Genomic DNA, 25,615 nt, shown 5'->3' with positions numbered 1-25,615 from the left:
CGTATGGCCGTGCTGGGCCGCTTGAGCCGTCAGGAAGGTACCGCGGTTAGGTTCGGATGGAATGGCATCCAACCTGACCACGCAGTTCGACACCCTACTCGACGCGGACGAGTGGGAGAGCATCGCTGCGACCCTCGCGGGCTATCTCGCCCCGACGGTCGCCCGAAACGTCATTGAGGGCGCTTCCCCGTTCGACATCCCCGACGAAGCCTACGGCCTCGCGGTGATGTTCGGCGCTGGTTACTCGCCGATGTACACGCGCGAACTCCAGGTCGGCGGCGGCCTCTACACCGCCGACAAGGCGATGGAGCGCTTCGGCCTGAAGCAGACCGTCACGGATCTGGGGGCCTAAGATGACGAAGCAACTCAGCAACATCAGCGACATCGCAACCGAGAAGCAGAACGTCCCCGGGCAGATGACGCCCGTCCTCGAAATCAGCCCCGACGACGGGCTCGGGCTCATCATTCGCGGTATGGTCGCGCAGGGAAGCGAGGCCGGCATCCCGATCTACGCCGACCTCCGCGACTCCGACGGCGACCCGCTCCCCACGGACACCGCGATCGCGCTCGAATACGAGGCCCCCTCGATGGACAAGGCGGACACCGTCTCCTTCATCCAGGACAACATCCGCGCGTACAACAGTCTCGCCATCGACGAACAGCAGAACGTCGAGAACATCGACGCCGTCAAGCACGTGCTCAAGGGTACGCAGGAAGCGCAGGCCGAGGGGAAGGTTCCGACCGTCCAGGTGCGGGACATCGACAGCCTCTACGTCAGCCTGAAGGGCGACACGCAGATCGACTGGGCGCAGAGCGCGCTGTACGTCGACAAGAACGCCGTCCGCCAGGTGAGCTAATCGTGGCGAACCCGGTCGAGAAGGCCGTCCGCCAGCTCCAGCAGGTGCCGACGGCGCGTAACACGCTCTCCGCGTCCGACTTCGAGACGAAGGACGCCGTCGCCGGCGAACGCACGCGCGTCGCCACTCACCAGTTCAACCGACCGGTCGCCGTCAAGGGCGGCGAGACGTACAACATCGACCTCATCGCCCACGAACGCTTCACGAGCGACGGCACCACGGGCGACCAGGAGGAGTTCACCGTCTCGCACAACGTGTTCGAGTCGCCGAGCATCCCCGTCGATGTCGTCGCCTACGAGGACGGAAGCCGACTCTCGGTCGATTCGGTTGACTACGGTGCGGACACGGTGTCCGTGACCCCGGCGAACGCCGACAGCACCATCGACCTGTTCTACGTCTCCGCCGACCAGGCACGCCTCGAAATCCGGAAGACCGCGCCGAACGGCACGTTCGAGACCATCGACGAGGCCGACATCGGCCTCGCGAACCGCCGGAACCAGAACAAGACCCCGCTCCGCTTCGACTTCGACCACCCGCTCCAGGGCGTCCTCCCGACGGACTGGAGCCTCGACATCTACGTCGACGGCCCCTACGAAGTCGCCTGGAGTCTCGACAACGGCGCGAGCGCGACGAACCAGCTCGTCTCCATCCCCATCGAACGCAGCGAACGCGAGATTCCCGACTGGGTGGAGGACGTCGTCGCGCAGGTCGCGGCGACGCGCTAACCCATGCAGGGCGGACTGGCCAGCACCGACGGCGACATGCACATCACGACGACGGCGGCGTCGAGCACGGGCGCGAACGCGAGTGGCCTCGCTGGGGGTAACAGCAACCAGGCCACCGCGGACTTCGCGAGCGACGTTGATGTCGACGCCGCGAGCATCGACAGCCACCTCGATTCGTTCTTCAGCGGATCGGGCTGGACGCGCGAGGACATCATGGTCGTCGCCGCCGGCATCCAGATTCTGATGTGGACTGCGTTGCTCTACCTGGAGGTGCAGAAGTGAACACCGACCGCGTCGACATCGAGGAGATGGACGACGACGAGCGCGAGAAGGCGGCCCGCGAGGCTGGGCTTCTCCGCGACGAGGACGCCTGATGCAGGTCGTTCCAGAACCGGGCGCGAACGATGCGCCCGTTCACGAGACGGAGACCGTGACCCTCGAACCGGGGCAGAAGGCGACCATCACGATGTCGCCGTCCACGTCGGGGAACCTGCACTACCTCCCTGTCGTCGCGATTTCGAAGCACTCGCTCGCGACGTACAAGATCGAGGTGGACGGTACGCTTCGGTTCGGCGAAGCTGGAGTGCCGCCGACTGACCCGGACGACCTCGACACGACGTTTCTCCCGGCGCTCCAGCTCCAGCGGACGCTGAAGATGACTGTGAAGGACGTTCGTGCGGACGGCGCACCGCGTCGGTTCATCGTCCAGGTCATCGGGTGGGAGGCCTAATCCATGGGTCTTGAAACCCAGGCGGATGTCGACGACATCCAGCGTGTCACCGACGAGAATGGTGACCCGCAGCCGCCCGCGAACACGGTCGAGCAGCAGAAGACGAATCAGGCGCTCGGGAATCGCGGTTCGGTAACCCAATTCGTCCACTCCACGGACGGCACCACGGGCGAACCGCTCCCGTCGCATAGCGTTCCGGACGGCGTCACTGTCCTCGTCGAGTACAAGCAGGGGAACGGTGGAACCGTCTACGTCGGGAACAGCGATACGCAGGAGTCGCCGCTGACCGCCGTTGGACAGGGCCGGACGTTCGCGGTCGCGAACACCGACACGATCTACGTCCGCACGCCGACGGCGGGCGACGCGGTCGTCGTCACCTTCGAGGCCGACGCATGACCGGAATCGTCGGCGGCGGAAGTGGCGGCGGTGGCTTCGACTACGTCCAGGCACCCGCGCCAGCCGAACCCGAGGAAGGCGAATCCTGGTACGACACGGACGCGAACGCCGCGTTCGTCTACACCGGAACGGAGTGGGTCGAGCAGACGGTCGTCTCGCACGACCAGCTCTCGAACGTCAGCGCGAACGACCACCACAGCCCGCCGACACAAACGGCAGTCGAGAGTTCGGGTAGCGGATACTTCTCGACTCCGGCGACGTTTCCAAACGATGGGTCTTCCAGTACGTGGACCATCGGGAAAGTCTCCGACAGCTGTAGAATAACAGCGAACAACCCCGAGGATTCGCAGGAAACCTATGACTACACGATTCACTTGGCGGAATCCTCCGACAGATCTGGTTCAATAACCGTCCCTGCAGGAGGTAGTGACACCGTGTACGAGAGCTTTCCCGCGCAAGGAGTTACCAGTATAACCGCTTCAAACCCCAATTACCAGAGCTATCCGAGCGGGAACTTCGAGTTATCGTTCGTAGTTGTCGCAGCTCACAATCACACGATATAGATGGCATTACTTGGACCCAGCACGGGCGCTGGCGGTGTCTCGGGGACTGGTGGGGGCGGCCCCATCACGATCGAGCCCGCCGTGCCCACGACGACGACCGACGAATCGACCGACGAAGACACCTTCCAGACCGGGAGCGACACCCTTGGAACCAGGAGTCTCGGCACCACGACCGGCACCGGCGACCAGGACTCCGCGCTCGTCGACACGGGTGAGGACGACACCGATATCGTGGTCGAGGACACGAGCGACCCCGACGACTCGTCGCCGGCCGGCGGGAGCGGGCTCGTCGGGAGTGCCTCCCGCTTCCTCGATGTCGATGAGGAGACGGTGAGCGACGCCGTCGACCAGACGAGCGAACAGGCCGTTGGTGATGTCGTCGAGGATGTCGCGAACGAACAGATCGAGAACTCGGGTGGCGGCGTCCAGCCCGGCGGGGATACCACTCCCGACGTAGAACACCCAGACAACGAAAGCCCCGGCCTTGGCGGCACGTTCGAGGCGATTGACTTCGGTGACCCGCGGACGCTCGTGGCCGCCGGCGTCGTGCTCGTCCTGGCCGTCTCGGCGGCCGGAGGCTCCTGATGAGCGCCGCCGCTGGCGCGCTCGCCGGCGACTCCGCGGGCGACGTTGCGGACGCGGCGAGCGACTCGACGGGCTTCAACATCATGCTCGTCATCGTCGCCGCAGGCGCGGCCTACATCGGCTACAAGACCATCAACGGCGTCAGCGAAGGCGTCGGCGGCGCGGGCCGCGCGACGGGCGACTGGCTCGGTGGACTCTCGAACTGGGCGGGGAGCGACCTCGCAGAGGGCAGCGTCGATGTCGCCGAGGGCGCGGGCGACGTTACGAGCGACGGGATGGACTGGTGGTTCGGCGGCGGCGCGGACGCCGTCGAGAACTCCGCGGACTGGGCGATCGGCGGTACCGCGGACAACATCGAGAACATCACCGACGCGACCGGCGACGCCGTCAACGAGACCGTGGGCGGCGCAGCCGACCTCGCGGACGACGCCGGCGACTTCGTCGGCGGACTCCTCTAGCGATGGCTGACTTCAGCGCCGGGGCCGTGCTCACGATGCTCGGCATCATCGAAGCCACGGTGATTACCCTCCACCTCCGCGCGGACGAGAAGCACGCCGACCAGGAGGACGTTGACGAGCTCGAAGACCAGACGGAGGAGAACACGCGCGGTCTCGCGCAGCTCGAACGCGTCCTCGAACGCGAAGACATCCTCGACTCATGACTACGTTCACCAGCACTCGACAGGCAGTCGTAGCGTTCCTCAAATCGTTCGTCTCCACGGCGGGCGCGGCGAGAGAAGCAGACACCGACCGGAACGGCTTTCTCTCCTATCACGCCGAAAGCCACGCCGCCGGCGTCGGTATCGGCGCGGGATTCGCCGCCGCGAAGACCGGTGACGTGCGTTTCATCGGCGTCGTCATGAGCATCGCGTTCGGCGTGAAACGCCAGGGCGGCGGGAAGACCGCGGTCGCGCACGCCCTCGACCCGAAGGTCGTCGCCGACATCCGCCAGGAACCCCACTACGCCATCGGCGGCGTCGTGCTCGGGGCGGTCATCGGAACCGTTCTCGGCGGCGGTGGCGTCCTTGATCTCCGGCGCGTCCTCGAACTCGCCATCCAGTTCACGTGACCCACGACGACCTCGAACAGGAGTGGGATACCGTCGACGGCCCCAGTCCCGACACGAGCCCGGAACTCGACGGGCTCACTATCGGCGATCGAGTGGTCGTTTACGAAGGAGAGAGCGGGAGTGACACGCGCTTGTCTGTCGACGCGGCCGCGGTCATCACCGACCCCGACGCGGTAGACTAACTTTTTTGCGCGCGGTTTAGGTCTCGGTCCGGAGGTTCGTTACCTCCATCAGGTCGGTGAGTAGGCGGGTTTCGAAGTCGTCGTCGGCGACGACGAGTTCCGCGCCCGTGGAGCGCGCCGTCGCGGCGATCAGTAGATCCCGAGTCGCCATTCGCTCCCCGTCGTCGAGTAGTTGGTCCTGTATTCGCGCGGCTTCGAGGGCGATGTTCTCGTTCAAGTCAAGGGCTTGCACCCCGCCGAAGTCCTGGCGGACTTCGACGACATCGGTCGAGCCGACGCCCAGCTCGCCGTTGATGACTTCGAAGACGCAGAGGGAGGACGTGAGGTAGGGTTGCCCGCGGGCTTCGACGTACTCGACGACCTCGGGGACGCCTTCGAGCATGTCGATGATGACCGAGGAATCGAGGAAGGTCACCGTTCGAAGCTCTCCCGTGAGCGCTTCACGGCCGTTCGCGCACGGTCGGCCTGATCTTCGCTCCACGCGCCGACGTTAATCGGTTTCTCGCTCTGTGCGAGTCGTTCGAGGAGTTCGTCGAACGTCTCGTCGTCCCGTTTCAAGTGCTCTAGGAGCGCTTTCGTGTCGTCCGAGACGCGGAGTGTCGTACTCATGTGTATACGTACTGTATACGAGAGTATCTATCTTACGCCGACACCCACCTGTCCGATTAGACACTGAGAGTCGGACATTTCTCGCCCGATTTTCGCGTTCACACCACCGATAGAACTAGATGGACGGGCGAATTTGTCTCCTATACGGGGAAGCCGGACATCATGAATCTCCAAGAGCACGACTCCCGCGACGACATGAAGGTATGGCTCAGCGAAGACGAAGTCGACGAGCTGCTCGACGCCACCGACACCCAGCAACAGCGCATCGCACTCGCGCTCGGTGCGCGTTGCGGCCTCCGCAGTCACGAAGTCCTCGACGTTGCTCCCGAACACGTCGTCGACACCGAAGCCGGCCCGATGCTCCGCGTCTGGCACGGGAAAGGCGAGCAGTTCCGTGAGACGCCGATACCGCGCGACCTCTACACCACCGTCCGCACCCTCGACGAATTCCGCGACGCCGCACGCGATGCCCCACTCCTTGATATCACGACGACCAGGACACTCCGGCGCTGGGTCGAACGCGCCGCCGGCGAGCTGGCCGACGAGACCGACGACCCCGGCTGGAACTACCTCACCTTCCACGACCTCCGCCGTACCTGGGCAACCGCACTCAAGAGCGCAGAAGTCGATTCCCTCCTCGTCTGCGACTGGGGCGGCTGGGACGATCTGGAGACGTTCCTGGAACACTACCGCGGAACGTACTCACCGGATGCGCAGAAACGAGAACGCGGAAAGGTAGAGTGGTTATAGGAACTAAATCTGAGTGGGGTCGAAGAAAATATTTATACTGGGATATGTTACTAGCCGCTCATGAAGTCGGGGATAATTGGATCGATTGACGGAGACTTGGAGTCCATTCCGAGCTTTGACGATGTGGTTACGACTGAAGACTTCGAACTCCATACTTGCGTAACCGCTGGCCCTGTTCAGCAAGATCTCTTGGGTGAGCTTGCTGGACAGAGCGGTGAAGCACTCACGGAGGACATAGCAGATGTCTCTATTCCCTCTGTAGAAGACGGAAATATTACAAGCTCGACAAGCCCACAGAAGACGTTCCAATATACCGAGTTCGAGGCAGTTCCTAATGACTTCGTTCTAATTGATGGGACTGATGGCGAATTCCTGTTCGATGAATTAACTCGCCGAACCGATGCGGTGGTTAGCCGTGCTTCTGTGGACATTGATGCCTATGCTGAGAGCCGTCCGAACGCAAATCCGTGGAAGTGCGGCTTCAGTAACGCTCACGGGAACATTGAGTCCGGTACAGTCTACGGTCACGATGTGACTGACGATCTAAATATGGGGGACGTAATCGATAGCTCGGACAAGACGCAAATCGGCCTGGAGTTTGAGTACTCGGGAACCCAAATTAAAATGGAGGTCTCCGGGAATGGTTTCGTTCGAGTCCTGGAGCCGTCTCTGCGAACCGAAACCTTCCTTGGGTTCGTTGAGGACGAAATCGCTCCTTTCTGGTAGCGGAAATCGCTACCCAACTGCGTCAATATGAACCATCGTGAACAGTCGGTGGGTTATGAGCAGGAGGACTATCAGATAGTGTATAAGAATCGTATAAACCGCTACCGATGCGATTTGGAGGGCCGTCACGACGGTATCAAATATAACAATCTGTGCACCTGGGTTAGCTTTTGCGAGGAGAAAACCCACCGTAAGAGCACTGAGCAACACGATACCAACCAGTATTGAGTACAGGGAGAAGTCTTTTGTTTGGCGTATCGCAGCCTTTCTCTGCTCGTACGAATCTTCATCAGACTGCCCGCTCAGAAGAACTATCGAGTTAATTGAGAATCCAGTGAGCACGCCAACTACCGGAACCAATGAACCAATAAATCCTGTCCAGATCGGGATGGCGTAGCCGAACCAACTTCCCAAAAGTATCGGTACTGCCCCAAAGAACGCTGCCACAGAAATCTCTGAAGCAGGCGATCCAACGCCTGTTTCCTCGACTAGTGAACCGTAGTTACGCCGAACTATCTTCCAGAGATTCGTGGCGAACATGTCATAGGGCGGTTGAGTGCCGGAGACGCTTCACAATTCTATTTGGTGTAACGTCGTTAATCACGTTGACGGCCGCTTTGGATATGTAGTCCGTCTTTGGATGTCCGCCACTCAGCTGTCGTGAGCTTGGCTCCAATTCTTTCTTCATTCTAAGTTCTTCATCCATCACCGAGAACGTTTCGTCTCGGCCGTTTTCTTTCTCAATCGTGATTGTGAGGTCTTCTACTGGCCCCTGGACGATTTCCGCGAAACTTCCGTTGTCCTTCTTCAACTGTTTAGCTCGTTCCTGCAATGGGCTAAGTGAGCCACCATGTTTCGGCTTGAACACCAGTGATTGGCGATCCGTTTGCGCGAGACTCACTCCTTCGATTAATTGGGTTTCTGCGTCATTACTCTCCGGGACTTTTTCGACATCAAACTCGGCTCGTAGCACGCGTTCTGCGTCAACGATTTTATTCAGAACTTCCTGAGTCATCACAGGGCGACACTCGAACATAGTGTCCTTCGCTACGTCGTCCGCTTTGAGGAATTCCCTATAGAAACGGCGTGTAAACGCGGTTTTGACGCTCCGGCCATTGAATTGCTGGAAGGCCATTACGCCCTTCCGTGCGCCGTCATGATCCTTCCCCGCTTGGGTCTTAGGTAAGTGGAACAGGAAGTAATACGGAATCAATTCCGTCTCGTCTGTTCCTTTCTGATGCGTTCTCTTGCCCGTATTGATGTCGTGTAGATCTGCGGTGTAACCGTAGTCACCGGTTCTTACAACGCCTTCTACGACGTTATCCACCCGGTTAATATTGTACTTGTCAACGACGAACGTCTTCTGCTTCTGCGAATTATTATCCAGCTGGCCTTTGTACTTGTTGAGGAGTTTCTCGAAGTAGTCGAAGATATTGTCGTGGGGAAGCGAGTCATCGGCCTTGTACAAGTCGGTCAAGTCGTAGAAATTGTCGCGATCTCCTTTCTCCCGAAGACCGAGACGGTATGGAATGATTCCGTGAGATGGCATTGGCGAACCATCGAAACAAACGAATATAAATTTGACTGATAGAACCGGTCGGTCGAAAGAAGGAGGACAACAAAAAGAAGTGGGTGTCGAGAACTATCTATGTTTCACCTATACTTACCTCGACTTCTCGTTCTCGTTCCCCAAGCACGTCTTGAGGAACCTCTTCAGCCAGTCCTCGAACGAAATCCACGACCGTATGCGGATCAGTTGACTGGACGGTAAGATCAACTACGACTGGAGGGCCGTTTTCACGAACCCTGAATGATGCGTCTACCCCGAGCTCCTCACAGAGCTCTTTGAAGCCTTCCCGTGACCAGACGCCGTCAGTGGATTGTTCGATGTGCAACTCAAAATTAGTCCATCCTGAGGGATGACGACGCACGAAGTTCGCGAAGAAATCGAATATTGAATTGTTCTCAGTGCGGGATTGAACGACTTGTGGAACGATGTTCCAGTAGCCGCTCAAGTGGTTGCTAACAAGTGTTTCCCTGATTCGCCGCTCGCTCGCCGCTACGTCCATCTTCGTCCTTCGCATTGATTCTGCGGTGAGGACGAGCCCGAGTGTCGTCGCACCCGCGATGTATACCTGGATATCTGACGCCACGTTGAATCCAACCCGAACATCACGCCGCCTTGATAAAAACATCTAGCTGAACCGCCGCCTACTATGCAGATTCTGAGTACGTGATCGATTACCACCTGCAGCGAAAGAACTAGACGCATCGCCCTCGAAGCGTTGCTTGTGATGACTGGTCGGAACCTCGATCCGTTCGGCCTCGCACTGTTCTGCACGCTAAACGCCGGTGTCGCCCTCTACGGGGCGCTTGCATGGGATACACTGCTCTCCCTCTACCTGTACGCTGTCGCGACTTGCTCCGCGCTTCTCGCTATCATCCTCGCGCTCGCAGGCGTACGAGACGAGATTGCGAATCAGGCGTGGGCAGCGCGCACGAGAACGCAGCTCAGAAGAAGATCGGGTAATTCCCGGCGTCAAGACGAAAACCGCGTAGAAACGGACAACTGAACGATGTTATTGAGAGACGTAGAAGAGTCCCTGTTTAGCTAATATCTTCATCGGCGTTTTGCTCAAATCGGTCTCCGAGTAGCCCCCCTAAGAAACCTCCAGCTAGCGTTCCACCAGGGCCAAATGCGGATCCGAGTGCCGCTCCGATCAGCACACCCCCGAGTGAACCCCCTCCAGAAGTTCCCTCCGACTCGCTCTGTGTGAGGGTTAGGTTCGTATTTTCGCTTTCGCCAATAGCTTCGTGATGATCCGTTGAATCTGCTGGGTTCATCTCGCTGAGACGGTACTTGGAGTGACTAGTACTCGGCCCAGTCTCAACGTTTCCGTTGTCCTCAGCTTTGACTGACTTGCCTCCATCAGTCCGCGTTTGCCGAGGATTCATACCTGAAATCTTGTCCTTCAGAGCGTTTAATTGTTTCCCACGAACGGCTGTGTTGACGATTAAATGGCCGACGATTATCAACGCTAGTTGCGTATTTGAGAGATAGATAGGGGAAACGTATCCGATGATCTCTTGGCTGATGTCTCCTGGAATCCCGAAAGCTGGAGATAATGACGATTTGACGATAGGATAGGCCTCCTCGCCCAAAATCCAGAGAACTCCAGTGATAACCAGCGTTGGTATCGTGCCGAGGCTCTGGAACCACTGCTGCGTCGCTTGATACACTTTTCCACCAGAGCTCCTCGCTTTTTCTACACTCTCCTTGAACTCTCCAACCGCCTCAGAGAAATAATCGCTAGATCTCTCTTGTGAGTCAGATTTCGCCATATTATCGCGGATATTTCCTCTCTCTTTTTGTTCGTTATATTCTGCTCTCTGCAGGGCAAACTCTATATAGGTAGACGGCTCCGACTCAAGAAATCGTTCCGTCGGAGTATCTTCCTCACCCATCCTCTGTTGGCTACCCTACGAACAGGCGTCAACTTAACATTTTACTCTAATAGTAATTCTTGGAGAAAAGACTTCCTGGAGTACTTCATCACACAGCCCAGCCGTTTGAATAGCTGACTAAGTCCGTTCCCAAAATTAACTCAACATGGAAAAGTGAGAGAATCGCGGAGATTCGATAACACTTATCGGAACTTCTGGTAGTACTGCTTGAGGAGCGCCTCGGTATAGATATTAGATGAACTCTCGGAGATTCGTGAAATCAGCCAAGACAACGCGAGCAAACCTAAGCTGAATGCGACTGCATACCTCAACACAAGATTTCTGCCCTCAGGTAGGTAGAATGCAGAGTAGATGAGAACCCCGGAACCAGCGGCGATTTTCAGATTCATCGTGAACTCGTGCATTAATCGAGCTCTCCGGGTGCTTCTCCGGAACTCCGGCTCCAGTTCAAGAACTAATAAATCGTAGATATCGTACGTGCTGAACGTCGTGAAATCGACGGATAGCTCTTCTTTAATCGATTCTTTGAACCCGAAGGACAGCCGCTTCTCAAGATCTCTTGGTCGACTTGATTGTTCCTTTGGAACACCGATTTTCCGTCTGATTGTGCTGCCGAAATCTCGAATAACCATCTCTACACGCCTGAGAACCCTCTGTAGCGATGTTAGATGGCGGTCGTCGTCGGTAATACGTGCTAGAAACCGCCGAAACGTCCACGGAACCCGAAATAGGATCTCACGAAGCAGGTTCATGAGCTCTCCAGCTAAGAAACAGAGGAGTGCAGCTGATATAATGACCACAGTGATGTTGTTGAACAGGTCTGGTTCAAAAGCTGAAAGAGATATTATACCAGGAGCTACGAGCACTGACCCAGGAATAATTCGGGTGAAAAAGTCGTAAATAGAGACGCTTGCAGCAGCCTGTACGGACATTACTGTATCAACAGATATTCGCTCAGAGGATGATTCCAGAGATTCATCCCAGCACGTGACCCGGCCGTCTCTCGTCCGGCTCGGGAACCAGCTGGTCAGCACGCGCTTCGCCTTCCAGGTACAGCCGGCCCCAGATAGTCAACTCGTAGACCTCGTAGTCGTCGCTCAACGGCTTCACGTAGCCGGCTTGACTGAGAACACGGAGGCGTTCGCGAATCTTCCGCGTACTCACGGGCCGCCGCCGAGATCGTGCGATAGTCTCGGGCGTAGCCGCCGCGTCCGTCGCGAGGTATTCGAGGATGCGGTCGTCGAGGACTTCCATCCAGTATCCGACGCGGCGTGCGCTCATGCTCCGTTGGCCTCCTGTTCGCTGGATTCGAAGTCGTACGTAGACGGATCCTCAATGAATTCCTCGGCCTCCGCGTCGTATTCTCCGTCGAGATAAGCGAGTCCGATATCGCTGATAGAGTAGACTCCGTTTCCGATTTTCTGGAGTAGTCCTTTCTCGGCGAGCTTCCGACAGCGCCGTGAGATAGTGGACTTCGAAGTATGAATCGCCTTGTGGTTGGCGAGTTTCCCGACTGGGAGCGGCCCTTCGTCTTCCAGGATTTCGAGTATTCTGTCGTCCCAGATATTCATGTAGTCCCCACTGTATCTCATTAAGACCAAATTCAACACGGAGAGTCATTTTCCCGCGGAATATACTGATAACGCTAAATCTATTCTAAAACAGTATCTGTAACAGATTATGGTTTACCGTTGCATTTATGGGATAGTGTGTTGTTGTAGCGAATGCGAGACCCCGTTGCCGGTCGGAGATGAATCTTGTTGGTCGTAGAAGACCGGGGCGTGCTGGAACACGCCCCGTAATGCGGTTTCGCATAAGCGACCATGCACGCGAAACGCATCACGGGCACAAAGGCCCGTACGTCGACAGACGCACCGACTCCCGATAAATCCGACGCGACCCGCTGCGAATGCGGCGCGCCCGCCGCCGGCCTCGACGCGCTCACGCACGAACCCACGTGCGCCGACTGCGCGACCGACCGGTTCCCGGACGCCGACACCGTCTACCAGGCTCGCTGTCGCACCTGCGGACGTACGTGGGAAGCCCACCGACTCCGTTCTGCCGCCGAAGGCGACGCCTCGATTCACAACGGCATCGTCCACGAAGGACTCGAACTCGCGGAAGTGGAGGACGTTCAGCCATGAGTGACGAGGAGCTTTCCCGCGCCGAACTCGCGGACATCGTCGAGAACGCCGACACGCTGTTCGTCGTCGCCGAAACCGAGAACGGCAACTGGGGAACCTACCGCGACACGACCCACCACGGCTCTGAGGGCGTTGCATCGTGCCTTTCCGCCGCCATCACCGCACGCGACGACGCCCGCGAGTTCCTCGACGCCGTCAGCGAAGACGACCCTGAGCTCGTCGCGATGGCCGAAGACGTGTTCGCCGACGTGAACGGAGGCGTCGAACGGTGAGCGACGCGGAGACGAAGACCATCGAGGGCTTCCTCACCGTGAACTGGCAGGACGAGACGCTCCGGGTGCGGAAGACGAAGCCCGAGGCCGGCGAGCGCGGGCGCACCGAACTCGTCCTCCCCATCAGTCTCGACGTCCATGTCCCCGAGATTGACACGCCGGTCATCGAGGGCGACATCACAGTTCCCGCCGCCGACGTGGAAGCATCACTCCTCGCGGAACGCGCCCAAGAGGACGAGGGCGACTCATGAGGCCGGAGGAACTCACGCCGCGGGAGGCCTGGAAGCGGTACGTTGACCGACGCCGTCCGGAGTACACCGAGCACAGCACCCAGACCTACCACTACCGACTGAAACAGTTCGTCGAGTGGTGCGAGGAAAACGGCATCGAAACCGTCAGCGACCTCACCGGCTGGGCGTTCGAGAACTACGAAACCGCACGCTCAGGCGACGAACTCGCCCCCATCACGCTCCACAACGAGATGAAGACGCTCCGGCAGTTCGTCCGCTACCTCGAACGCATCGAAGCCGTCGACGACAGACTCAGCGAGAAAATCCACGTCCCGAAGGTAAACGCCGACGAGAAGACCAACGACACGAAACTCACCACTGACGCCGCGCGCATCCTCCTCAACCACTACCGCCAGCACGAGCGCGGCTCACGACGCCATGCACTGCTCGAAGTGCTCTGGAACGTCGGCTGCCGACTCGGCGCGATTCGCGCCCTCGACGCTCGCGACTACTACCCCGACGACCAGTACCTCCAGTTCAGGCATCGGCCAGACACCGGCACGCCCCTGAAGAAGAAGCACAAGGGCGAGCGCCCGGTCGCCCTGTCCGACGAAGCCGCAGACGCCCTCGACCACTACCTGAACGGCGGCAACCGCTGGGACAGCTACGACGAGCACGGCAGGAAGCCGCTGTTCGCGAGCCGACAGGGCCGCCCGAGCCAGAACACCGTCCGCGTCTGGACGTACATGGCGACGCTCCCCTGCATCGCCGTTGACTGCCCCCACGACCGCGACCCAGACACCTGCCAGTTCACCGAACGCAACCACGCCAGCAAGTGCCCGTCATCGCGAAGCCCACACCAGATTCGTACGGGTTCGATAACGTGGCAACTCGACGCCGGCCTTCCCCCGGAAGTCGTCTCTGTCCGCGTGAACGCCTCGGTAGAAACGATAAATCAGCACTACGACAAGGCGACTCCCCGCGAGCGCATGGAGCGCCGCCGTCGTAGCTACATCGACCAGCTCCACCTCGAATCATGAACTCAACGACCACCACCCACCAGAACAGTCAGCGAACCGACCCAGAACCCGCGACTTCCCAAGAAGTTCAGGTTCGGGCGGTCCCATTCTTCGGCGCGTGTTCGTGTGGAGCGGTTCGCTTAGTCCTGGAGCCAGGCGGGGACGGGGCCGATTTCCTGGGGGGAGTTGTTGTGGAGTTGTTCGAGGCAGCGCGTGATGAACTGGACGATGTCGCGGCCTGCTTCGGGCGCGAGCGTGATGATGGTGCCGACGCTGGTGGTGAGGGTGAAGTGAAAGAGGATGGCTTCGTCGTAGACGGAGATGGTGCAGTGGTCGTGGCCGAGGTCGAAGGGGCGGTCGGGTTGCTGTTGGCGGCTCTTGGTTCGGTAGTGGTCGACGAAGGTGGCGAGTTCGGCGTCGGTGTAGTCGCCCGCGACGTCGTCGCGGATGTAGAGAACGTCGTAGTCGCGTTCCGTGTAGTGGAGGACGGTGCGGAGGTACTCGCCCGCCTGCTCGCGGAGGAATTCGACTAGCTCGTTCACGGGTTGCTCCGGCATAGCGGAACGAAGGCGGGGGACACATATCACCTTTTCTCGGTCGAAATAACCCCGTAATTTTCTACTGGTGGTTGACAGGTGTTCGCACGGCCGTCAGTCGGCGTCGAAGCGGTCGCGGAGGGCGTAGGCCGCGCCACCGAGGACGCCGGCGGCGGCGGTGAGCGCGCCGAATCCCGGGGTGGAGCCGGAGGTACTCGTCGCCGGGTCGGTGGTCGAACGCGTGGTCGAGCGTGTGGTCGTGGATTGGTCGAGGGTGGCGGTGCCGTCGTACGGGGCGAACAGGCTGTCGTCGCCGGGGAAGACGGTCGTGGTCGGGGCGGCGTCGGTGCCGTCGATGTTGTGGTCGGGGTCGGTGATGGTGCCGGTGGTGAACGCGAGGTCGGTGTCGAGCGCGGTGGCGAGCGAGTTCTGGCGGGCGGTGGCGTTCCCGGGTGCGGTGGCGTTGCCGAGGAAGAGAACCGCGCCGCCGTCGGCCTGGAAGGACTGGAGGGCGTCGAGTTCGCCGTCCGCGAGGCCGGTCGCGGGCGCGGTGACGAGGAGCGCGCTCGCGCCGTCGAGGACGCCGGACGTGTAGTCGTTCACGCCCTCGATGCCGCGGTCGACGCCTTCGAGGTAGCGCTGGTAGGTCTGCGCGCTCTCCGCGGAGACGGCGTAGCCGGCGCTGAACTGGCCGTGGCCGCCGTCGATGGCGAGGTAGCCGTCGCGCTCCGCGAGCGCGGTGGCGAGGTTCGTGAGGAACGCGTAGTTCCCGTAGGGCGTGGCGTCGTCCGCGAGGTCGAGGAAGCCGTAGTCGTCGGCGAGGAACGTGCTGGCGACGAGCGCGACCCGGCGGTCGGGGTCGGCGGCGACGAGCGGCGCGTCGGCGCGGGAGGCGGACGAGTGCGCGGCGACGACGACGGACTCCTCGGGCACCGACCCACTCGTCGCCGTGAGCGGGACGGCGTTCGGGAACGCGAGCGATTCGACGGGGTCGTTCGCGAGGGTCGGACTGTCGTCGGGGTCGCTCTCCGCCCAGACGCCGGTGCCGTCGGCGCGCGCGGCGAGTTCGGCCTGGACGAGCGCGTCGTGGCCGGCGTACCCGGAGTCGTAGACGCGGCCGTGCCCGGTCTCCACCACGGTCTCAGACCAGTTCGTGTCGTAGTCGCCGGTGTCGTCGGCGTCGTAGTGGACGGTGGCGAGGAGGCGGCCGTACGGCCCGCGGACGCCCTCGTTCGGGTCGAACGCGAACTCGACGGTCTCGCCGGCGAGCGTCTCCTCCGCGAGCAGGGACGCGTTCGCGCCCCACTCCGAGAGGTAGGGGTACTCGCCGTCGGGGTCGCGGCCGCTGGGTTCGTCCCCGAGGCCCTCCCACTCGTAGGGGTTCTCGGCGTCCGCGTTTCCGGCGGTCTCGGGCGTGTCGATACCGAGGATGCGGATGGTCTCGGTCGCGCCGCCGTCGAGTTCCACGTCCACGGTGTCGCCGTCGGCGACGTTCGTCACGGTCGCGGTGTAGCGCTCCCCGACCTCGAACGTCAGTCCGCTGCTGATGCCCTCGCGGGGCGCGAAGTAGGGGAAGGCGGTGTTGAACTGGTCGGTTCGGACGACGTACGGCGCACCCGCGTTGTGGTCGCTGTCGACGATTTCGGTGTCGTTGAACCGGAACGCGAGGCCGAGCGCGCCCGCGATTTCGTTCAGGGCGTCGGTGCGGTCGTAGCCGCCGTAGTCGGCCTGGTGGTGGAAGAACACCGCGCCGCCGCGGTCGCGGAAGGACGCGAGCGCGTCGAGTTCGGCCGCGGAGAAGGCGTCCGGGGACGTGACGACGACGGCGTCCGCGTCCGGGAGGTCGTCCGCGAGGGACGTGGTTGGTTCGACGGTGTAGCCGTTCGCTTCGGCGTAGGACTCGAAGCGCGAGAACTTCGAGAGCGCGTAGTACTGGCCGTGGCCCTCGTCCCAGAGGACGGTTCCCCCGCCGACGTGTTCGTCCCAGGCGTTCAGGAGGAACTCGTCGTTCCCGGACGCGAAGTCCGTCTCGTCGGTGGCGAACGGCGCGCCGAACGCGACCACGTCGCCGTCCACGGCGACGAGCGGCGGACGCGTATCGGGATAGGGGACGGTGTCGCCGTTTCCGTCCTCGTCCACGGCGGTCGCGCTCTCGTGCGCCCGGACCGCGACGTGGTCGTCGGCGAGCCCGGGGTTCATGGAGGCGTCGAGGAGGGCGCTCGTCGAGTCGAAGACGAGCGGGGGAATCGTTTCCTGGGGGAGGGCGGCGGCGTGGCCGGCGGTCGCGGCGGCGGCCGTGCCGGCGGCGGCGGTCTTGAGGAAGGCCCGGCGGCGCATATCGACCACTGACGAAATGGTCGGAAAAAGATACCTATGAGGTCTATATAGTCGGGGTGTTGGGAAGGTTCTTACGCGAGTACGCCCTACCTCGGAGAGAATGGCGCAGTCCCAGGACCAGGAACTCACGGAGCGCTTCGAGACGTTCTTCCGTCGGTACTACAGCGACGAGGTCGGCGCGCTCGCGCGGCAGTACCCGCGGGACAAGAAGTCACTCGTGGTCGACTGGGACGACCTCTACCAGTTCGACCCGGACTTCGCGGAGGACTTCGTCCGCCACCCCGACCAGCTCCAGGAGGCCGCGGAGGAAGCCCTCCGGGTCTACGACCTCCCCATCGACGTGTCGCTCGGCCAGGCGCACGTCCGCGTCCGCAACCTCGGCGAGTCCACGGAGATTCGGCGTCTGCGCGCCGAACACATGAACACGTTCGTCGCCGTGCAGGGAATCGTTCGGAAGGCGACGGACGTGAAACCGAAAATCCAGACCGCCGTGTTCGTCTGTCAGCGCTGCGGGAGCGAACAGCACGTCCCGCAGGGCGACGGCGGCTTCCAGGAGCCCTACCAGTGCGAGTCCTGCGAACGCCAGGGCCCCTTCCAGCTCGACTCGGAGAAGTCCGAGTTCGTGGACAGCCAGAAACTCCGCATCCAGGAGAGCCCGGAAGGCCTCAGCGGCGGGGAGACGCCGCAGGCCATCGACGTGCACATCGAGGACGACATCCCGGGCCGCGTGACCGCCGGCGACCACGTCACCGCCACCGGCGTCCTCCGCCTCGACGACTCGAACACCGAGAACGACTCCCCCGTCTTCGACCACTACATGGAGGGGTCGTTCATCGAAATCGAGGACGAGGAGTTCGAGGACATGGAAATCAACGAGGAGGACAAGGAGGACATCATCGAAATCTCCCAAGACCCCGACATCTACGAGACGATGGTGGACTCCATCGCGCCCTCCATCTACGGCCACCGACAGGCCAAACTCGCGATGCTCCTCCAGCTCTTCTCCGGCGTCACCAAACACCTCCCGGACGGCTCCCGCATCCGCGGCGACCTCCACATGCTCCTCATCGGAGACCCCGGAACCGGAAAGAGTCAGCTGCTCTCCTACATCCGGCACATCGCGCCGCGGTCGGTGTACACGTCCGGGAAGGGCAGTAGTTCGGCGGGTCTCACCGCGGCCGCCGTCCGCGACGACTTCGGTGACGGCCAGCAGTGGACGCTGGAGGCGGGCGCGCTCGTGCTCGCCGACCAGGGTATCGCGGCGGTGGACGAACTGGACAAGATGGCGGCTGACGACCGCTCCGCGATGCACGAGGCGCTCGAACAGCAGCAGATTTCGGTGTCGAAAGCGGGTATCAACGCCACGCTCAAGTCGCGCTGCAGTCTCTTGGGCGCGGCGAACCCGAAGTACGGGCGGTTCGACCAGTACGAACCCATCGGGGAGCAGATCGACCTCGAACCCGCGTTGGTGTCGCGGTTCGACCTCATCTTCACGGTGACGGACAAGCCCGACCCCGAGGAAGACTCGCGGCTCGCGCGCCACATCCTCCAGACGAACTACGCGGGCGAACTGAACACGCAGCGCTCGAAGGTGGCGTCGAGCGAGTTCAGCGAAGCGGAAGTCGAGGAGCAGACGGAGGAGGTCGCGCCCGCGGTCGACCCCGAACTCCTCCGGAAGTACGTCGCGTACTCGCGGCGGAACGTCTACCCGACGATGACGGAGGAGGCACGGCAGGCCATCGAGGACTTCTACGTCGACCTCCGCGCCGAGGGGCAGGGCGAGGACGCGCCCGTGCCCGTGACCGCCCGGCAGTTGGAGGCGCTCGTGCGGCTCGCAGAGGCGTCCGCGCGCGTTCGGCTGGCGGACGAGGTGACGCAAGAGGACGCCGAGCGCGTCATCGAAATCGTCCGCTCCTGCCTGCAGGACATCGGCGTCGACCCGGAGACGGGCGAGTTCGACGCGGACGTGGTGGAGACGGGGCGGTCGAAGACCCAGCGCGACCGCGTGAAGAACATCCGGAGCATCATCGGCGAGATTCAGGAGGAGTTCGAGGAGGGCGCGCCCATCGAGGAAGTGCTCGACCGCGCGGAGGAGGTCGGGATGGAGGCGTCGAAGGCCGAACACGAGATAGAGAAGCTCAAGCAGAAGGGCGAGGTGTACCAGCCGAGCCAGGGCCACCTCCGCACTACCTGATGGACAGAATCAGCGCGCTCCGGAACGTGGAGGACGCCCTGTCCGCGTACGAGGACGGCGACATCGACCTGGAGGGGATGGAAGCGCGCGTGCTGGGCGTGCTCCGGACGTACGCGACGGAGTTCGAACCCGAGTCCGACCTGGCGGCGTACCGGGCGCGCGGTGACGCGCGCGCGGACGGGCTCGTGGTCGTCGCGGAATCGGCGGCAGAAGCTCGCGAGCGCGTTCGCGGCCTGCTCGACGCGGACGAGGTCGAATTCGACCTCGAACACGTCGGATAGGAACTTATTTTAACTCTATTCGAGTATCGAAGTTAGTGTTGCTCGTGGTGACGTACTCGCGGGAGGCGCGACAGACGCTCCGGACGATGTGCGGGACGTACGACGAGACGGTCGTGCGGCGGTTCGGACGCGCCGCGCTGTTCGCGGAGACCGAACTCGGGGCGTTCCTCGCGCTCCGCCTCCGCGCGAAACACGCCGGCGACGTGCAGGTCGAACGCACCAGCCCCTGGAACGAGTTCCGGGACGCGCCCGAACGCGTCCGGAACGCCGCCGACGCCTACGAATCCCGGGCGTCCGCGAGCACGCCGTACGCGAAGTTTCGCGCCGGAACCGGGCATCCGGAGACGGACGCGATGCGGGACGCGGAGCTGTGAGGCTCGCCGTCGCGGGCGTTCGCGCGAGCGGGCGGGCGCTCGACCTCCGCGGCCGCGACATCGACCCGCATCAGCTTCTCGCGGCGATACGCGACCCGGACGGCGAACTGGTCGTCTGCCGCCGTCCCGGGCCCGCGCACCGCCACGTCGGCCACATCGCCGCGCCCGCCGACCCGCCGAGCACGGACGCGTTGGCGGCGGTCGCGGCCTCGCGCGACCTCGAACCCGAATCGGGGCGGCCGCCGACGGACGCAACGGCAGAACGGCGCGCGGTCGCGGCGGCGACGGCGGACGTAGTCGCGCTGCGGGAGCGCGTGGAGCGCGCGAGCGGCCGCCTCGAAGCCCTCCGCGACCTCGACGCGGACACCGACGCGGCCGCGGCTGACCTCCGCCGGGCGACCCTCGAACTCACCGACGCAGAGACGGAGCGCGTCGCCGCCGAACAGCGCCTCGACGCCGCGGAAGCCTGGTTACGCCGCGAGCGCGACCGGCGCGAGCGGGGGTTGCGGCGGGCGGACGCGCGCCGAAACCATCCCGAGCGGCGAACCCGGGCGCTCGCCGAGCGCGCGCGACCGCTCGTCGAACGCGCCCGCGCCGCGGTTCCCGACTGGAACCCGAACGCGCTCGCCGCCGCGCGGGCCGCGCGACTCTCCGCACCAGTTCTCGTGGAGGACGGCCCGTTCCGCCACCCGGGGCAGGCCGCGGCGTGCCTCGACGCGCCCGTGATTCTCCTCTAAGTTCAAGTACGAATCCGCGGCCAGCGGCCGGTATGGAGTACGACGCGCGAACGACGGAATCGGGAGGTGTGACGCTCGTCGCGGTGCTCGTCGAGAACGACGCGGCGCGCGAGCGCGGCGTCCGCGTGACGAACCTGCTCGACGGGCCGGTGTGGCCGCCGCGGACGAACGGCGTGCCGGACGAGGGGTGGAGCGAGTCGGGCTACGAGGGCGTGCTCGCGCCCGGCGAGCGCCGCGGCGTCGGGTACGCCACGCCCGCGCCGCCCGGCCCGACCCCCGTTCGCGTCGAATCAATCGAGCGACAGCCCTCGTCCGGGGCGCTCGACCCGGTGCGCGACCTCTCCGACCCGCGGCCGCCGCGCGACGCGGTCGAACCCGCGGTTCCGGCGGCGGTGACGGCGTGGCTGGACGACCTGGAACGCCGGGGCCGGCCGACCGACGGAGAGCGTGCGGCCCTGGAGCGTGCGGCGCGGCTCCGGGAGGACGCGTGATTCTCGCGGTCTGCGGCGGAAAGGGCGGCGTCGGGAAGTCCACGACGGCGTTCAACCTCGCGGCGCTCCGCGACGCGGTGGTCGTGGACGGCGACCTCGCGATGGCCGACCTGCCGACGGCGCGCGGCCCCGACTTCCACGACGTGCTCGCCGGCCGCGCGAGCGCCGTCGAGGCCGTGCGCGAGGACGGCCCGGTGCGGATTCTGCCCTGCGGGCGGTCGCTCTCGGGCGCGCGAGCCTGCGACCTCGGGCGCATCGAGGCCGCGCTCGCGGCGGTCGAAGACGAGTACGGCGACGTGGTGGTGGACTGTCCGGCGGGATTGAACGCGGCCGTGGGCGCGCCGCTCGCCGCGGCGGACGCCTGCGTTGTCGTGACGACGCCCGCGCCGGCCGCGCTCGCGGACGCGCTCAGAACCCGGGAACTCGCGCGGGAACTCGACGCCGGCCTCGCCGCCGTGGCGCTCAACCGAACGACGGGAGAAGAGCCGGGAGAGCCGTACGAGCGCGCGTTCGGCGGGCCGGTGGTGTGGATACCGGAACGGCGAGCGGTGGCGGTCGCGGGCGGGCGGGGCCTGCCCGTGGTGCTGGCGCGGCCGGATTCGGACGCGAGCGAGGCGTTCGGTCGCCTCGCGTCGCGAGTTCAGTCGAGTGCGCGGTAGGTGCTGCGGAGGGTGACGGGCGTCACGTCCGCGACTTCGGCGGCGTCGGCCTGCGTGACGGCGTGGTCGGTGTCGCGCGCGGCGGCGTACAGGCAGGCGGCGGCGACGCCGCTCGGGTTCTTCCCGCCGACCGCGAGGTCGTCGAGGAGGCCGCGGGCGCGGCGTTCGAGCGCGGGCGGGAGGTCGAGTTCGGTGGCGAACCGCGGGAGGTACTCGCGGGGGTCGATGGGGCCGACGGGGAGGCCGAGGTCGCGGTTCATGGCGGCGTAGGCGGCGCGGAGTTCGCTCCGGTCGGCGCGCGCGACGGCGACGACCTCACCGACGGTGCGCGCGACGTTGTTCGTCCGGCAGACGGCGTAGACGGCCGCGGCGGCGAACCCTTCCAGGCTCCGGCCGCGCAGGAGGGACTCGTCCTGCGCGGACGAGAACAGCGCGCACGCCTGGTCGCGGACGCTGTACGGGAGCGACAGCTGGGAGACGACGCGGCGAATCTCCGTGAACGCGTACACCTTGTTCCGGTCAGTCTTGGACGCGATGCGGGCGCGGTCGTGCTGGCGGCGCATCCGCGCGAGCCGGCGGCGCTTTCGTCCCTTCACGCGCGTGCTGCGGCCGATTTCGGTGGAGAGACCGCGGTCGTGCCGGGAGCGCGTGAGCGGCGCGCCGGTGCGTTCGCGGTCGTCGGCGTCGCACGCCCGCCACTCCGGGCCGCGGTCGAGGGGGTCGTCCGCGACGACCAGCCCGCAGTCGGTGCAGACGGTCTCGATGCGTTCGGTGGCGAGCGAACCCTGACATTCGGGGCAACTTCGACTCATCACTCCACGCTTGGCCCCACACGAGTATTTAAACGAACGAGGAATCGGGGGGTCGAACCCGGAATCGGCGGACGGAACGTCCCGGTAACCGTAACGTTCCCGCGAGCGTCGGCGCTGCCGCCGTATTTTCCCGAGTAAGTGTTATGTAGGAAAGGCGTGGTGAGTGGTTGTATGGCGCTGTCGGACATCGCGGCGGGACTGGAGGTGACGGCGAGCCAGCGAGCGCGCGGGCCGACGACCGTGGACGGGACGGAGCGCGCGCTCCCCGACCGCCTCCGCGAGTTCGCGCCCGACCTGCCGTGTGACGCCCCGACCGCGGCGGTACTACTCGAAACCTACTACGACGGGGGGAGCGTCGAATCCGCCGCGCGCGCCGCCGGGGTCGCGCCGGTCGCGGGCGCGAAAGCCCTCCACCTGCTCGGCGTGGACGGCCTCACGCCGCTGTCGCCGCTCGCACGCGACGTCGTGGCGGACTGGCTCGCCGGCGAACTGTCGCGGTCGGACGCGCTCGCGCTGACCGGCGCGGGCGAACACGAATTCGCGCTCGGCGCGTTCGTCGAGGCCCACGACCCGCTCCCGGGCGCGCGAGCGGTCGTGGACGGCGAATTCTTACGGTAGCCGGCGGCGGAGCGCGTCCAGTCGTCCAGCTGGTTCTTCGCGGTCGAGGTCGAGGTCGAACAGCCGTTCGGCGAGCAGTCCCGTCGCGCGTGCGGCGGTCGTGCCGGGCGTGGCGGCGGCGGCGACCGGTTCGTCCGCGAGGTCGGGGAGCGCGTGGTCGGCGTCCGGCGGCGCGGCGTCCGGCGTGGTTCGGGTGGCGACGAGGGCGTCGGCGCTCGCGCCAACGTCGGCGAGGCGGCCGCGTTCGCGGGCGGTGGCGTCGGTGCCGCGCGGCGTTCCGGGGAAGACTAGCGCGACGCGGTCGGCGTCCGTCACCGCGGCGACGGCGGGGTTAGAGGCGACCGGGGGCGTGTCGAGGATGACGTGGTCGAAGTCGCGGCGCGCGGCGTCGAGAATACCGCGGAGCCGTCGGGCGGCGTCCACCGTCTTGGCGGCGGCGACGCGGCCGAACGGCGCGTGGGCGGGGACGAGCGCGAGTCGGCCCGGAGCGTCCAGCGCATGGTCGTAGCGGGCGTCCGCGAGCGCGGCGTCGGGGTCGGTGAGGAGCATCGTCGCGTCGGCGTCGATGTCGCCGCGGACGTGGCGGGCGAGGCCCTGCGTGTCGAAGTCGAGGTCGAGGACGAGCGTGTCGCGGTCGGCGGCGGCGAGGCGTGCGCCGGTTTCGAGGCACGCGCGGGTGGTGCCCGCGCCGCCGACGGTACCGACGAACGCCGCAGTTCGGGGGGAGTCCATCGACAACTCTACGCCCCCTCTCGGATTAAAATATCCCTATTTTCCGCGGAATTAGTCCGGGGTGTGGTCGCCGGCCGCGTCCGCGATGTCGTCCGCGAGCGCGTCGAGTTCGTCGTCGTCGAGGTCGGGGGGACTGCCGGCGACCGCGTGGATGGGGCTGCCGCCGTCGTCCTCGAATCGCGGGACGATGTGGCCGTGGACGTGCGGGACTTCCTGGCCGGCGGCCGCGCCGTTGTTGAACCCGATGTTCGACCCGTCGGCGTCCACGGCGTCCTCCACGATGGGCGTGAGGTAGTGGACGGCGGCGAACATCATCTCGCCGGGTTCGGGCGGTACCTCGTCCAGCGTCTCGTAGTGGGTTTTCGGGATGACGAGCGTGTGCCCGGGCGCGAGTGGGTTCGCGTCGAGGAACGCGAGCACGTCCTCGTCCTCGTACACGACGCGCGCGGGGATGTCGCCGGCGACGATCTGACAGAAGATGCAGTCGTCCATACGCGGGGCCACGGCGGGCGGGAGTAAGAAAGTACGGCTACAGGGAGGTGTCCGTCCAGACGCCGTCCTCGGGCGAACGGCGCATCGTGTACTCGCAGGGCCGCGTGCGGACGGTCTCGAACCCGAGGTTCTCGTAGAGCGAGACCGCGGGCCGGTTGGTTCGTTCGACGTGCAGACGGACGGCGATGCCGGCTTCGTCGGCGCGCGCGAGCAGGGAGCGCAGGATGGTGGTGCCGACGTGCGCGCCCTGGTAGTCGTGGTGGACGAAGATGGCGAGTTCGTACGCGCCGTCGTGGTCGGGGACGAGCGCGGCGTGCCCGACGGGGTCGCCGTCGTGGCTGGCGACGACGTGGTAGCCGTCGCGGAGGCCGGAGAGCCACGCGGCTATCTGGGGGACGCCGGCGGGCGGGATGCCCTGCGCGCGGTCGGCCGGGTTGAAGTCGTCGTACATCCCGACGAGCGCGTCGAGTTCGGGTTCGGGGAGCCGGGGGTACGTGCGGAGGGTGAGGGTGCGGTCTTCGTCGTCGACGACCGACCGGACGACGGGTCGCGGCGAGTGGTCGCCGACCAGCGTTCCAGCGTCGTGTTTTGCGTCCGTTTCAGCCATCGTTCTCACGACTAGGCGTACTTTCGGACACGTATATACGATTTCCCCATATATTCGTCCAATTAGAAGGGGATAAGGTGAGGTCACTAGTGAGTGCTAATGAGATTATATGCGTATTAGGTATTCGCGGTTCGAAAAGAGCCTTGAGTGTTCGCGCGTGAGGAAGGGTATGCTCGAACTCCTCGTGGAACTCGCGGAACCGGTCGCGTTCGCGCTCGGCGCGCTCCTGTTCACCGTGGCGGGCGCGCTGGTAGACCTCACCGCCGTCTCGACGTACAGCGGCGGACGAACCACGCTCGCGCTCTGGCTGGCGTTCGTCGGGTCGGCCGCGCTGTACGCCGGCGTGTTCCTGTTCGGCGCGGAAGCCCGGAAGCGCCTGGCGTCGCGAAACGCGTAGACTGCAGGACCGAACACCCTTTTAGCG

The 25,615-nt window shown here is 64.0% G+C and carries 41 protein-coding genes; 26 read left to right on the top strand and 15 right to left on the bottom strand.

Going from position 1 to position 25,615, the window contains the following annotated elements:
- The first annotated feature begins 61 nt into the window (after window positions 1–61).
- From LI334_RS01350 to LI334_RS01295, 12 genes are all read left to right on the top strand, one after another.
- Window positions 62–352, top strand: coding sequence for a hypothetical protein (locus LI334_RS01350; protein ID WP_227261377.1), 291 nt, complete (start codon window positions 62–64; stop codon window positions 350–352).
- Window position 353: 1 nt separating this feature from the next.
- Window positions 354–857: a hypothetical protein gene (locus LI334_RS01345; protein ID WP_227261376.1), complete on the top strand. Its 504-nt coding sequence runs from the start codon at window positions 354–356 to the stop codon at window positions 855–857.
- A 2-nt stretch (window positions 858–859) separates the two neighbouring features.
- On the top strand, window positions 860–1,582 hold the full coding sequence (locus LI334_RS01340; RefSeq protein WP_227261375.1) for a hypothetical protein: 723 nt from the start codon (window positions 860–862) through the stop codon (window positions 1,580–1,582).
- A gap of 3 nt (window positions 1,583–1,585) precedes the next feature.
- A complete protein-coding gene (locus tag LI334_RS01335) occupies window positions 1,586–1,864 on the top strand; it encodes a hypothetical protein (protein ID WP_227261374.1) in 279 nt (92 codons plus the stop codon).
- A 91-nt stretch (window positions 1,865–1,955) separates the two neighbouring features.
- On the top strand, window positions 1,956–2,312 hold the full coding sequence (locus tag LI334_RS01330) for a hypothetical protein (RefSeq protein ID WP_227261373.1): 357 nt from the start codon (window positions 1,956–1,958) through the stop codon (window positions 2,310–2,312).
- 3 nt (window positions 2,313–2,315) lie between these two features.
- Window positions 2,316–2,708: a hypothetical protein gene (locus LI334_RS01325; protein ID WP_227261372.1), complete on the top strand. Its 393-nt coding sequence runs from the start codon at window positions 2,316–2,318 to the stop codon at window positions 2,706–2,708.
- Entirely contained in the window at window positions 2,705–3,271 is a 567-nt protein-coding gene (locus tag LI334_RS01320; RefSeq protein ID WP_227261371.1) for a hypothetical protein, read from the top strand. Before LI334_RS01325 ends, LI334_RS01320 begins: the two co-directional genes overlap by 4 nt.
- Window positions 3,272–3,856, top strand: coding sequence for a hypothetical protein (locus tag LI334_RS01315; protein ID WP_227261370.1), 585 nt, complete (start codon window positions 3,272–3,274; stop codon window positions 3,854–3,856).
- Complete coding sequence (locus LI334_RS01310; protein ID WP_227261369.1) at window positions 3,856–4,314, top strand: hypothetical protein; 459 nt, start codon at window positions 3,856–3,858, stop codon at window positions 4,312–4,314. Before LI334_RS01315 ends, LI334_RS01310 begins: the two co-directional genes overlap by 1 nt.
- A 2-nt stretch (window positions 4,315–4,316) precedes the next feature.
- On the top strand, window positions 4,317–4,517 hold the full coding sequence (locus tag LI334_RS01305; protein WP_227261368.1) for a hypothetical protein: 201 nt from the start codon (window positions 4,317–4,319) through the stop codon (window positions 4,515–4,517).
- Entirely contained in the window at window positions 4,514–4,924 is a 411-nt protein-coding gene (locus LI334_RS01300) for a hypothetical protein (RefSeq protein WP_227261367.1), read from the top strand. The genes LI334_RS01305 and LI334_RS01300 overlap by 4 nt, the downstream gene beginning before the upstream one ends.
- On the top strand, window positions 4,921–5,106 hold the full coding sequence (locus LI334_RS01295) for a hypothetical protein (protein ID WP_227261366.1): 186 nt from the start codon (window positions 4,921–4,923) through the stop codon (window positions 5,104–5,106). The genes LI334_RS01300 and LI334_RS01295 overlap by 4 nt, the downstream gene beginning before the upstream one ends.
- 16 nt (window positions 5,107–5,122) lie before the next feature.
- On the opposite strand, the gene LI334_RS01290 is transcribed toward LI334_RS01295, so the two are convergent.
- Window positions 5,123–5,521: a PIN domain-containing protein gene (locus LI334_RS01290; RefSeq protein ID WP_227261365.1), complete on the bottom strand. Its 399-nt coding sequence runs from the start codon at window positions 5,519–5,521 to the stop codon at window positions 5,123–5,125.
- Window positions 5,518–5,715, bottom strand: a complete 198-nt coding sequence (locus LI334_RS01285; RefSeq protein ID WP_227261364.1) for an antitoxin VapB family protein — start codon at window positions 5,713–5,715, stop codon at window positions 5,518–5,520. Before LI334_RS01285 ends, LI334_RS01290 begins: the two co-directional genes overlap by 4 nt.
- Before the next feature lie 162 nt (window positions 5,716–5,877).
- Here LI334_RS01285 and LI334_RS01280 point away from each other — a divergent pair, with 162 nt between their 5' ends.
- Window positions 5,878–6,465, top strand: a complete 588-nt coding sequence (locus LI334_RS01280; protein WP_227261363.1) for a tyrosine-type recombinase/integrase — start codon at window positions 5,878–5,880, stop codon at window positions 6,463–6,465.
- A 60-nt stretch (window positions 6,466–6,525) separates the two neighbouring features.
- Complete coding sequence (locus LI334_RS01275) at window positions 6,526–7,191, top strand: hypothetical protein (RefSeq protein ID WP_227261362.1); 666 nt, start codon at window positions 6,526–6,528, stop codon at window positions 7,189–7,191.
- 9 nt (window positions 7,192–7,200) lie between these two features.
- Here the strand turns inward: LI334_RS01275 and LI334_RS01270 are convergent, their stop codons facing one another.
- The 7 genes from LI334_RS01270 to LI334_RS01240 form a co-directional block, all read right to left on the bottom strand.
- Window positions 7,201–7,731: a hypothetical protein gene (locus tag LI334_RS01270; RefSeq protein ID WP_227261361.1), complete on the bottom strand. Its 531-nt coding sequence runs from the start codon at window positions 7,729–7,731 to the stop codon at window positions 7,201–7,203.
- A 1-nt stretch (window position 7,732) separates the two neighbouring features.
- Window positions 7,733–8,740, bottom strand: coding sequence for a hypothetical protein (locus LI334_RS01265; RefSeq protein ID WP_227261360.1), 1,008 nt, complete (start codon window positions 8,738–8,740; stop codon window positions 7,733–7,735).
- A gap of 97 nt (window positions 8,741–8,837) precedes the next feature.
- Window positions 8,838–9,344: a hypothetical protein gene (locus tag LI334_RS01260; protein WP_227261359.1), complete on the bottom strand. Its 507-nt coding sequence runs from the start codon at window positions 9,342–9,344 to the stop codon at window positions 8,838–8,840.
- Window positions 9,345–9,798: 454 nt separating this feature from the next.
- The gene (locus LI334_RS01255; protein WP_227261358.1) at window positions 9,799–10,656 is read right to left on the bottom strand and encodes a hypothetical protein; all 858 of its coding nucleotides are present in this window, start codon (window positions 10,654–10,656) and stop codon (window positions 9,799–9,801) included.
- Window positions 10,657–10,838: 182 nt separating this feature from the next.
- A complete protein-coding gene (locus tag LI334_RS01250; RefSeq protein WP_227261357.1) occupies window positions 10,839–11,588 on the bottom strand; it encodes a hypothetical protein in 750 nt (249 codons plus the stop codon).
- Window positions 11,589–11,631: 43 nt separating this feature from the next.
- Window positions 11,632–11,937 carry a hypothetical protein gene (locus LI334_RS01245; RefSeq protein WP_227261356.1) on the bottom strand — a complete coding sequence of 102 codons (306 nt, stop codon included), beginning with the start codon at window positions 11,935–11,937 and terminating at the stop codon, window positions 11,632–11,634.
- A complete protein-coding gene (locus LI334_RS01240) occupies window positions 11,934–12,227 on the bottom strand; it encodes a MarR family transcriptional regulator (RefSeq protein WP_227261355.1) in 294 nt (97 codons plus the stop codon). The genes LI334_RS01245 and LI334_RS01240 overlap by 4 nt, the downstream gene beginning before the upstream one ends.
- A gap of 252 nt (window positions 12,228–12,479) precedes the next feature.
- On the opposite strand from LI334_RS01240, the gene LI334_RS01235 reads away from it, so the two are divergent.
- From LI334_RS01235 to LI334_RS01220, 4 genes are read left to right on the top strand one after another with little or no spacing between them, the layout of a single operon-like run.
- Window positions 12,480–12,800 carry a hypothetical protein gene (locus LI334_RS01235; RefSeq protein ID WP_227261354.1) on the top strand — a complete coding sequence of 107 codons (321 nt, stop codon included), beginning with the start codon at window positions 12,480–12,482 and terminating at the stop codon, window positions 12,798–12,800.
- Entirely contained in the window at window positions 12,797–13,072 is a 276-nt protein-coding gene (locus LI334_RS01230) for a hypothetical protein (protein WP_227261353.1), read from the top strand. Before LI334_RS01235 ends, LI334_RS01230 begins: the two co-directional genes overlap by 4 nt.
- Window positions 13,069–13,323: a hypothetical protein gene (locus tag LI334_RS01225; RefSeq protein ID WP_227261352.1), complete on the top strand. Its 255-nt coding sequence runs from the start codon at window positions 13,069–13,071 to the stop codon at window positions 13,321–13,323. Before LI334_RS01230 ends, LI334_RS01225 begins: the two co-directional genes overlap by 4 nt.
- Complete coding sequence (locus LI334_RS01220) at window positions 13,320–14,342, top strand: tyrosine-type recombinase/integrase (protein WP_227261351.1); 1,023 nt, start codon at window positions 13,320–13,322, stop codon at window positions 14,340–14,342. Before LI334_RS01225 ends, LI334_RS01220 begins: the two co-directional genes overlap by 4 nt.
- A 119-nt stretch (window positions 14,343–14,461) precedes the next feature.
- Here the strand turns inward: LI334_RS01220 and LI334_RS01215 are convergent, their stop codons facing one another.
- Together LI334_RS01215 and LI334_RS01210 are read right to left on the bottom strand one after the other, a co-directional pair.
- Window positions 14,462–14,878: a DUF7522 family protein gene (locus tag LI334_RS01215; RefSeq protein WP_227261350.1), complete on the bottom strand. Its 417-nt coding sequence runs from the start codon at window positions 14,876–14,878 to the stop codon at window positions 14,462–14,464.
- Window positions 14,879–14,971: 93 nt separating this feature from the next.
- Window positions 14,972–17,194 (bottom strand): thermonuclease family protein, encoded by a 2,223-nt coding sequence (locus tag LI334_RS01210; protein WP_227261349.1) that lies wholly within the window; start codon window positions 17,192–17,194, stop codon window positions 14,972–14,974.
- A gap of 100 nt (window positions 17,195–17,294) precedes the next feature.
- On the opposite strand from LI334_RS01210, the gene LI334_RS01205 reads away from it, so the two are divergent.
- The 6 genes from LI334_RS01205 to LI334_RS01180 are packed head-to-tail and all read left to right on the top strand — an operon-like array spanning window position 17,295 to window position 21,930.
- Window positions 17,295–19,388: a minichromosome maintenance protein MCM gene (locus LI334_RS01205; protein WP_227261348.1), complete on the top strand. Its 2,094-nt coding sequence runs from the start codon at window positions 17,295–17,297 to the stop codon at window positions 19,386–19,388.
- Window positions 19,388–19,669 (top strand): DUF7854 family protein, encoded by a 282-nt coding sequence (locus LI334_RS01200; RefSeq protein ID WP_227261347.1) that lies wholly within the window; start codon window positions 19,388–19,390, stop codon window positions 19,667–19,669. The genes LI334_RS01205 and LI334_RS01200 overlap by 1 nt, the downstream gene beginning before the upstream one ends.
- A 35-nt stretch (window positions 19,670–19,704) precedes the next feature.
- The gene (locus LI334_RS01195; RefSeq protein WP_227261346.1) at window positions 19,705–20,043 is read left to right on the top strand and encodes a DUF7855 family protein; all 339 of its coding nucleotides are present in this window, start codon (window positions 19,705–19,707) and stop codon (window positions 20,041–20,043) included.
- A complete protein-coding gene (locus LI334_RS01190) occupies window positions 20,040–20,780 on the top strand; it encodes a DUF7856 family protein (RefSeq protein WP_227261345.1) in 741 nt (246 codons plus the stop codon). The genes LI334_RS01195 and LI334_RS01190 overlap by 4 nt, the downstream gene beginning before the upstream one ends.
- Before the next feature lie 32 nt (window positions 20,781–20,812).
- Window positions 20,813–21,271: a DUF7857 domain-containing protein gene (locus tag LI334_RS01185; protein WP_227261344.1), complete on the top strand. Its 459-nt coding sequence runs from the start codon at window positions 20,813–20,815 to the stop codon at window positions 21,269–21,271.
- Window positions 21,268–21,930 (top strand): nucleotide-binding protein, encoded by a 663-nt coding sequence (locus tag LI334_RS01180; RefSeq protein ID WP_227261343.1) that lies wholly within the window; start codon window positions 21,268–21,270, stop codon window positions 21,928–21,930. The genes LI334_RS01185 and LI334_RS01180 overlap by 4 nt, the downstream gene beginning before the upstream one ends.
- On the opposite strand, the gene LI334_RS01175 is transcribed toward LI334_RS01180, so the two are convergent.
- On the bottom strand, window positions 21,912–22,742 hold the full coding sequence (locus LI334_RS01175; RefSeq protein WP_227261342.1) for a transcription initiation factor IIB: 831 nt from the start codon (window positions 22,740–22,742) through the stop codon (window positions 21,912–21,914). The two genes, LI334_RS01180 and LI334_RS01175, sit on opposite strands and share 19 nt — an antisense overlap.
- Window positions 22,743–22,913: 171 nt before the next feature.
- On the opposite strand from LI334_RS01175, the gene LI334_RS01170 reads away from it, so the two are divergent.
- Window positions 22,914–23,360 carry a DUF7858 family protein gene (locus tag LI334_RS01170; protein ID WP_227261341.1) on the top strand — a complete coding sequence of 149 codons (447 nt, stop codon included), beginning with the start codon at window positions 22,914–22,916 and terminating at the stop codon, window positions 23,358–23,360.
- Here the strand turns inward: LI334_RS01170 and LI334_RS01165 are convergent.
- The 3 genes from LI334_RS01165 to LI334_RS01155 are packed head-to-tail and all read right to left on the bottom strand — an operon-like array spanning window position 23,352 to window position 25,191.
- Entirely contained in the window at window positions 23,352–24,092 is a 741-nt protein-coding gene (locus LI334_RS01165) for an AAA family ATPase (RefSeq protein ID WP_227261340.1), read from the bottom strand. The genes LI334_RS01170 and LI334_RS01165 overlap by 9 nt on opposite strands.
- A 51-nt stretch (window positions 24,093–24,143) precedes the next feature.
- Window positions 24,144–24,584: an HIT family protein gene (locus LI334_RS01160; protein ID WP_227261339.1), complete on the bottom strand. Its 441-nt coding sequence runs from the start codon at window positions 24,582–24,584 to the stop codon at window positions 24,144–24,146.
- Between the two features lie 37 nt (window positions 24,585–24,621).
- Complete coding sequence (locus LI334_RS01155) at window positions 24,622–25,191, bottom strand: GNAT family N-acetyltransferase (protein ID WP_227261338.1); 570 nt, start codon at window positions 25,189–25,191, stop codon at window positions 24,622–24,624.
- 169 nt (window positions 25,192–25,360) lie between these two features.
- Between LI334_RS01155 and LI334_RS01150 the strand changes: the two genes are divergently transcribed.
- Window positions 25,361–25,588 carry a hypothetical protein gene (locus tag LI334_RS01150; RefSeq protein WP_227261337.1) on the top strand — a complete coding sequence of 76 codons (228 nt, stop codon included), beginning with the start codon at window positions 25,361–25,363 and terminating at the stop codon, window positions 25,586–25,588.
- Window positions 25,589–25,615 lie beyond the last annotated feature (27 nt).

Origin of the sequence: Salarchaeum japonicum (assembly GCF_020614395.1) — an archaeon.
Classification (GTDB): Archaea; Halobacteriota; Halobacteria; order Halobacteriales; family Halobacteriaceae; genus Salarchaeum; species Salarchaeum japonicum.
The sequence above is the reverse complement of the archived record's forward strand: the minus strand, read 5'-3'. Positions and strand labels throughout refer to the sequence as shown.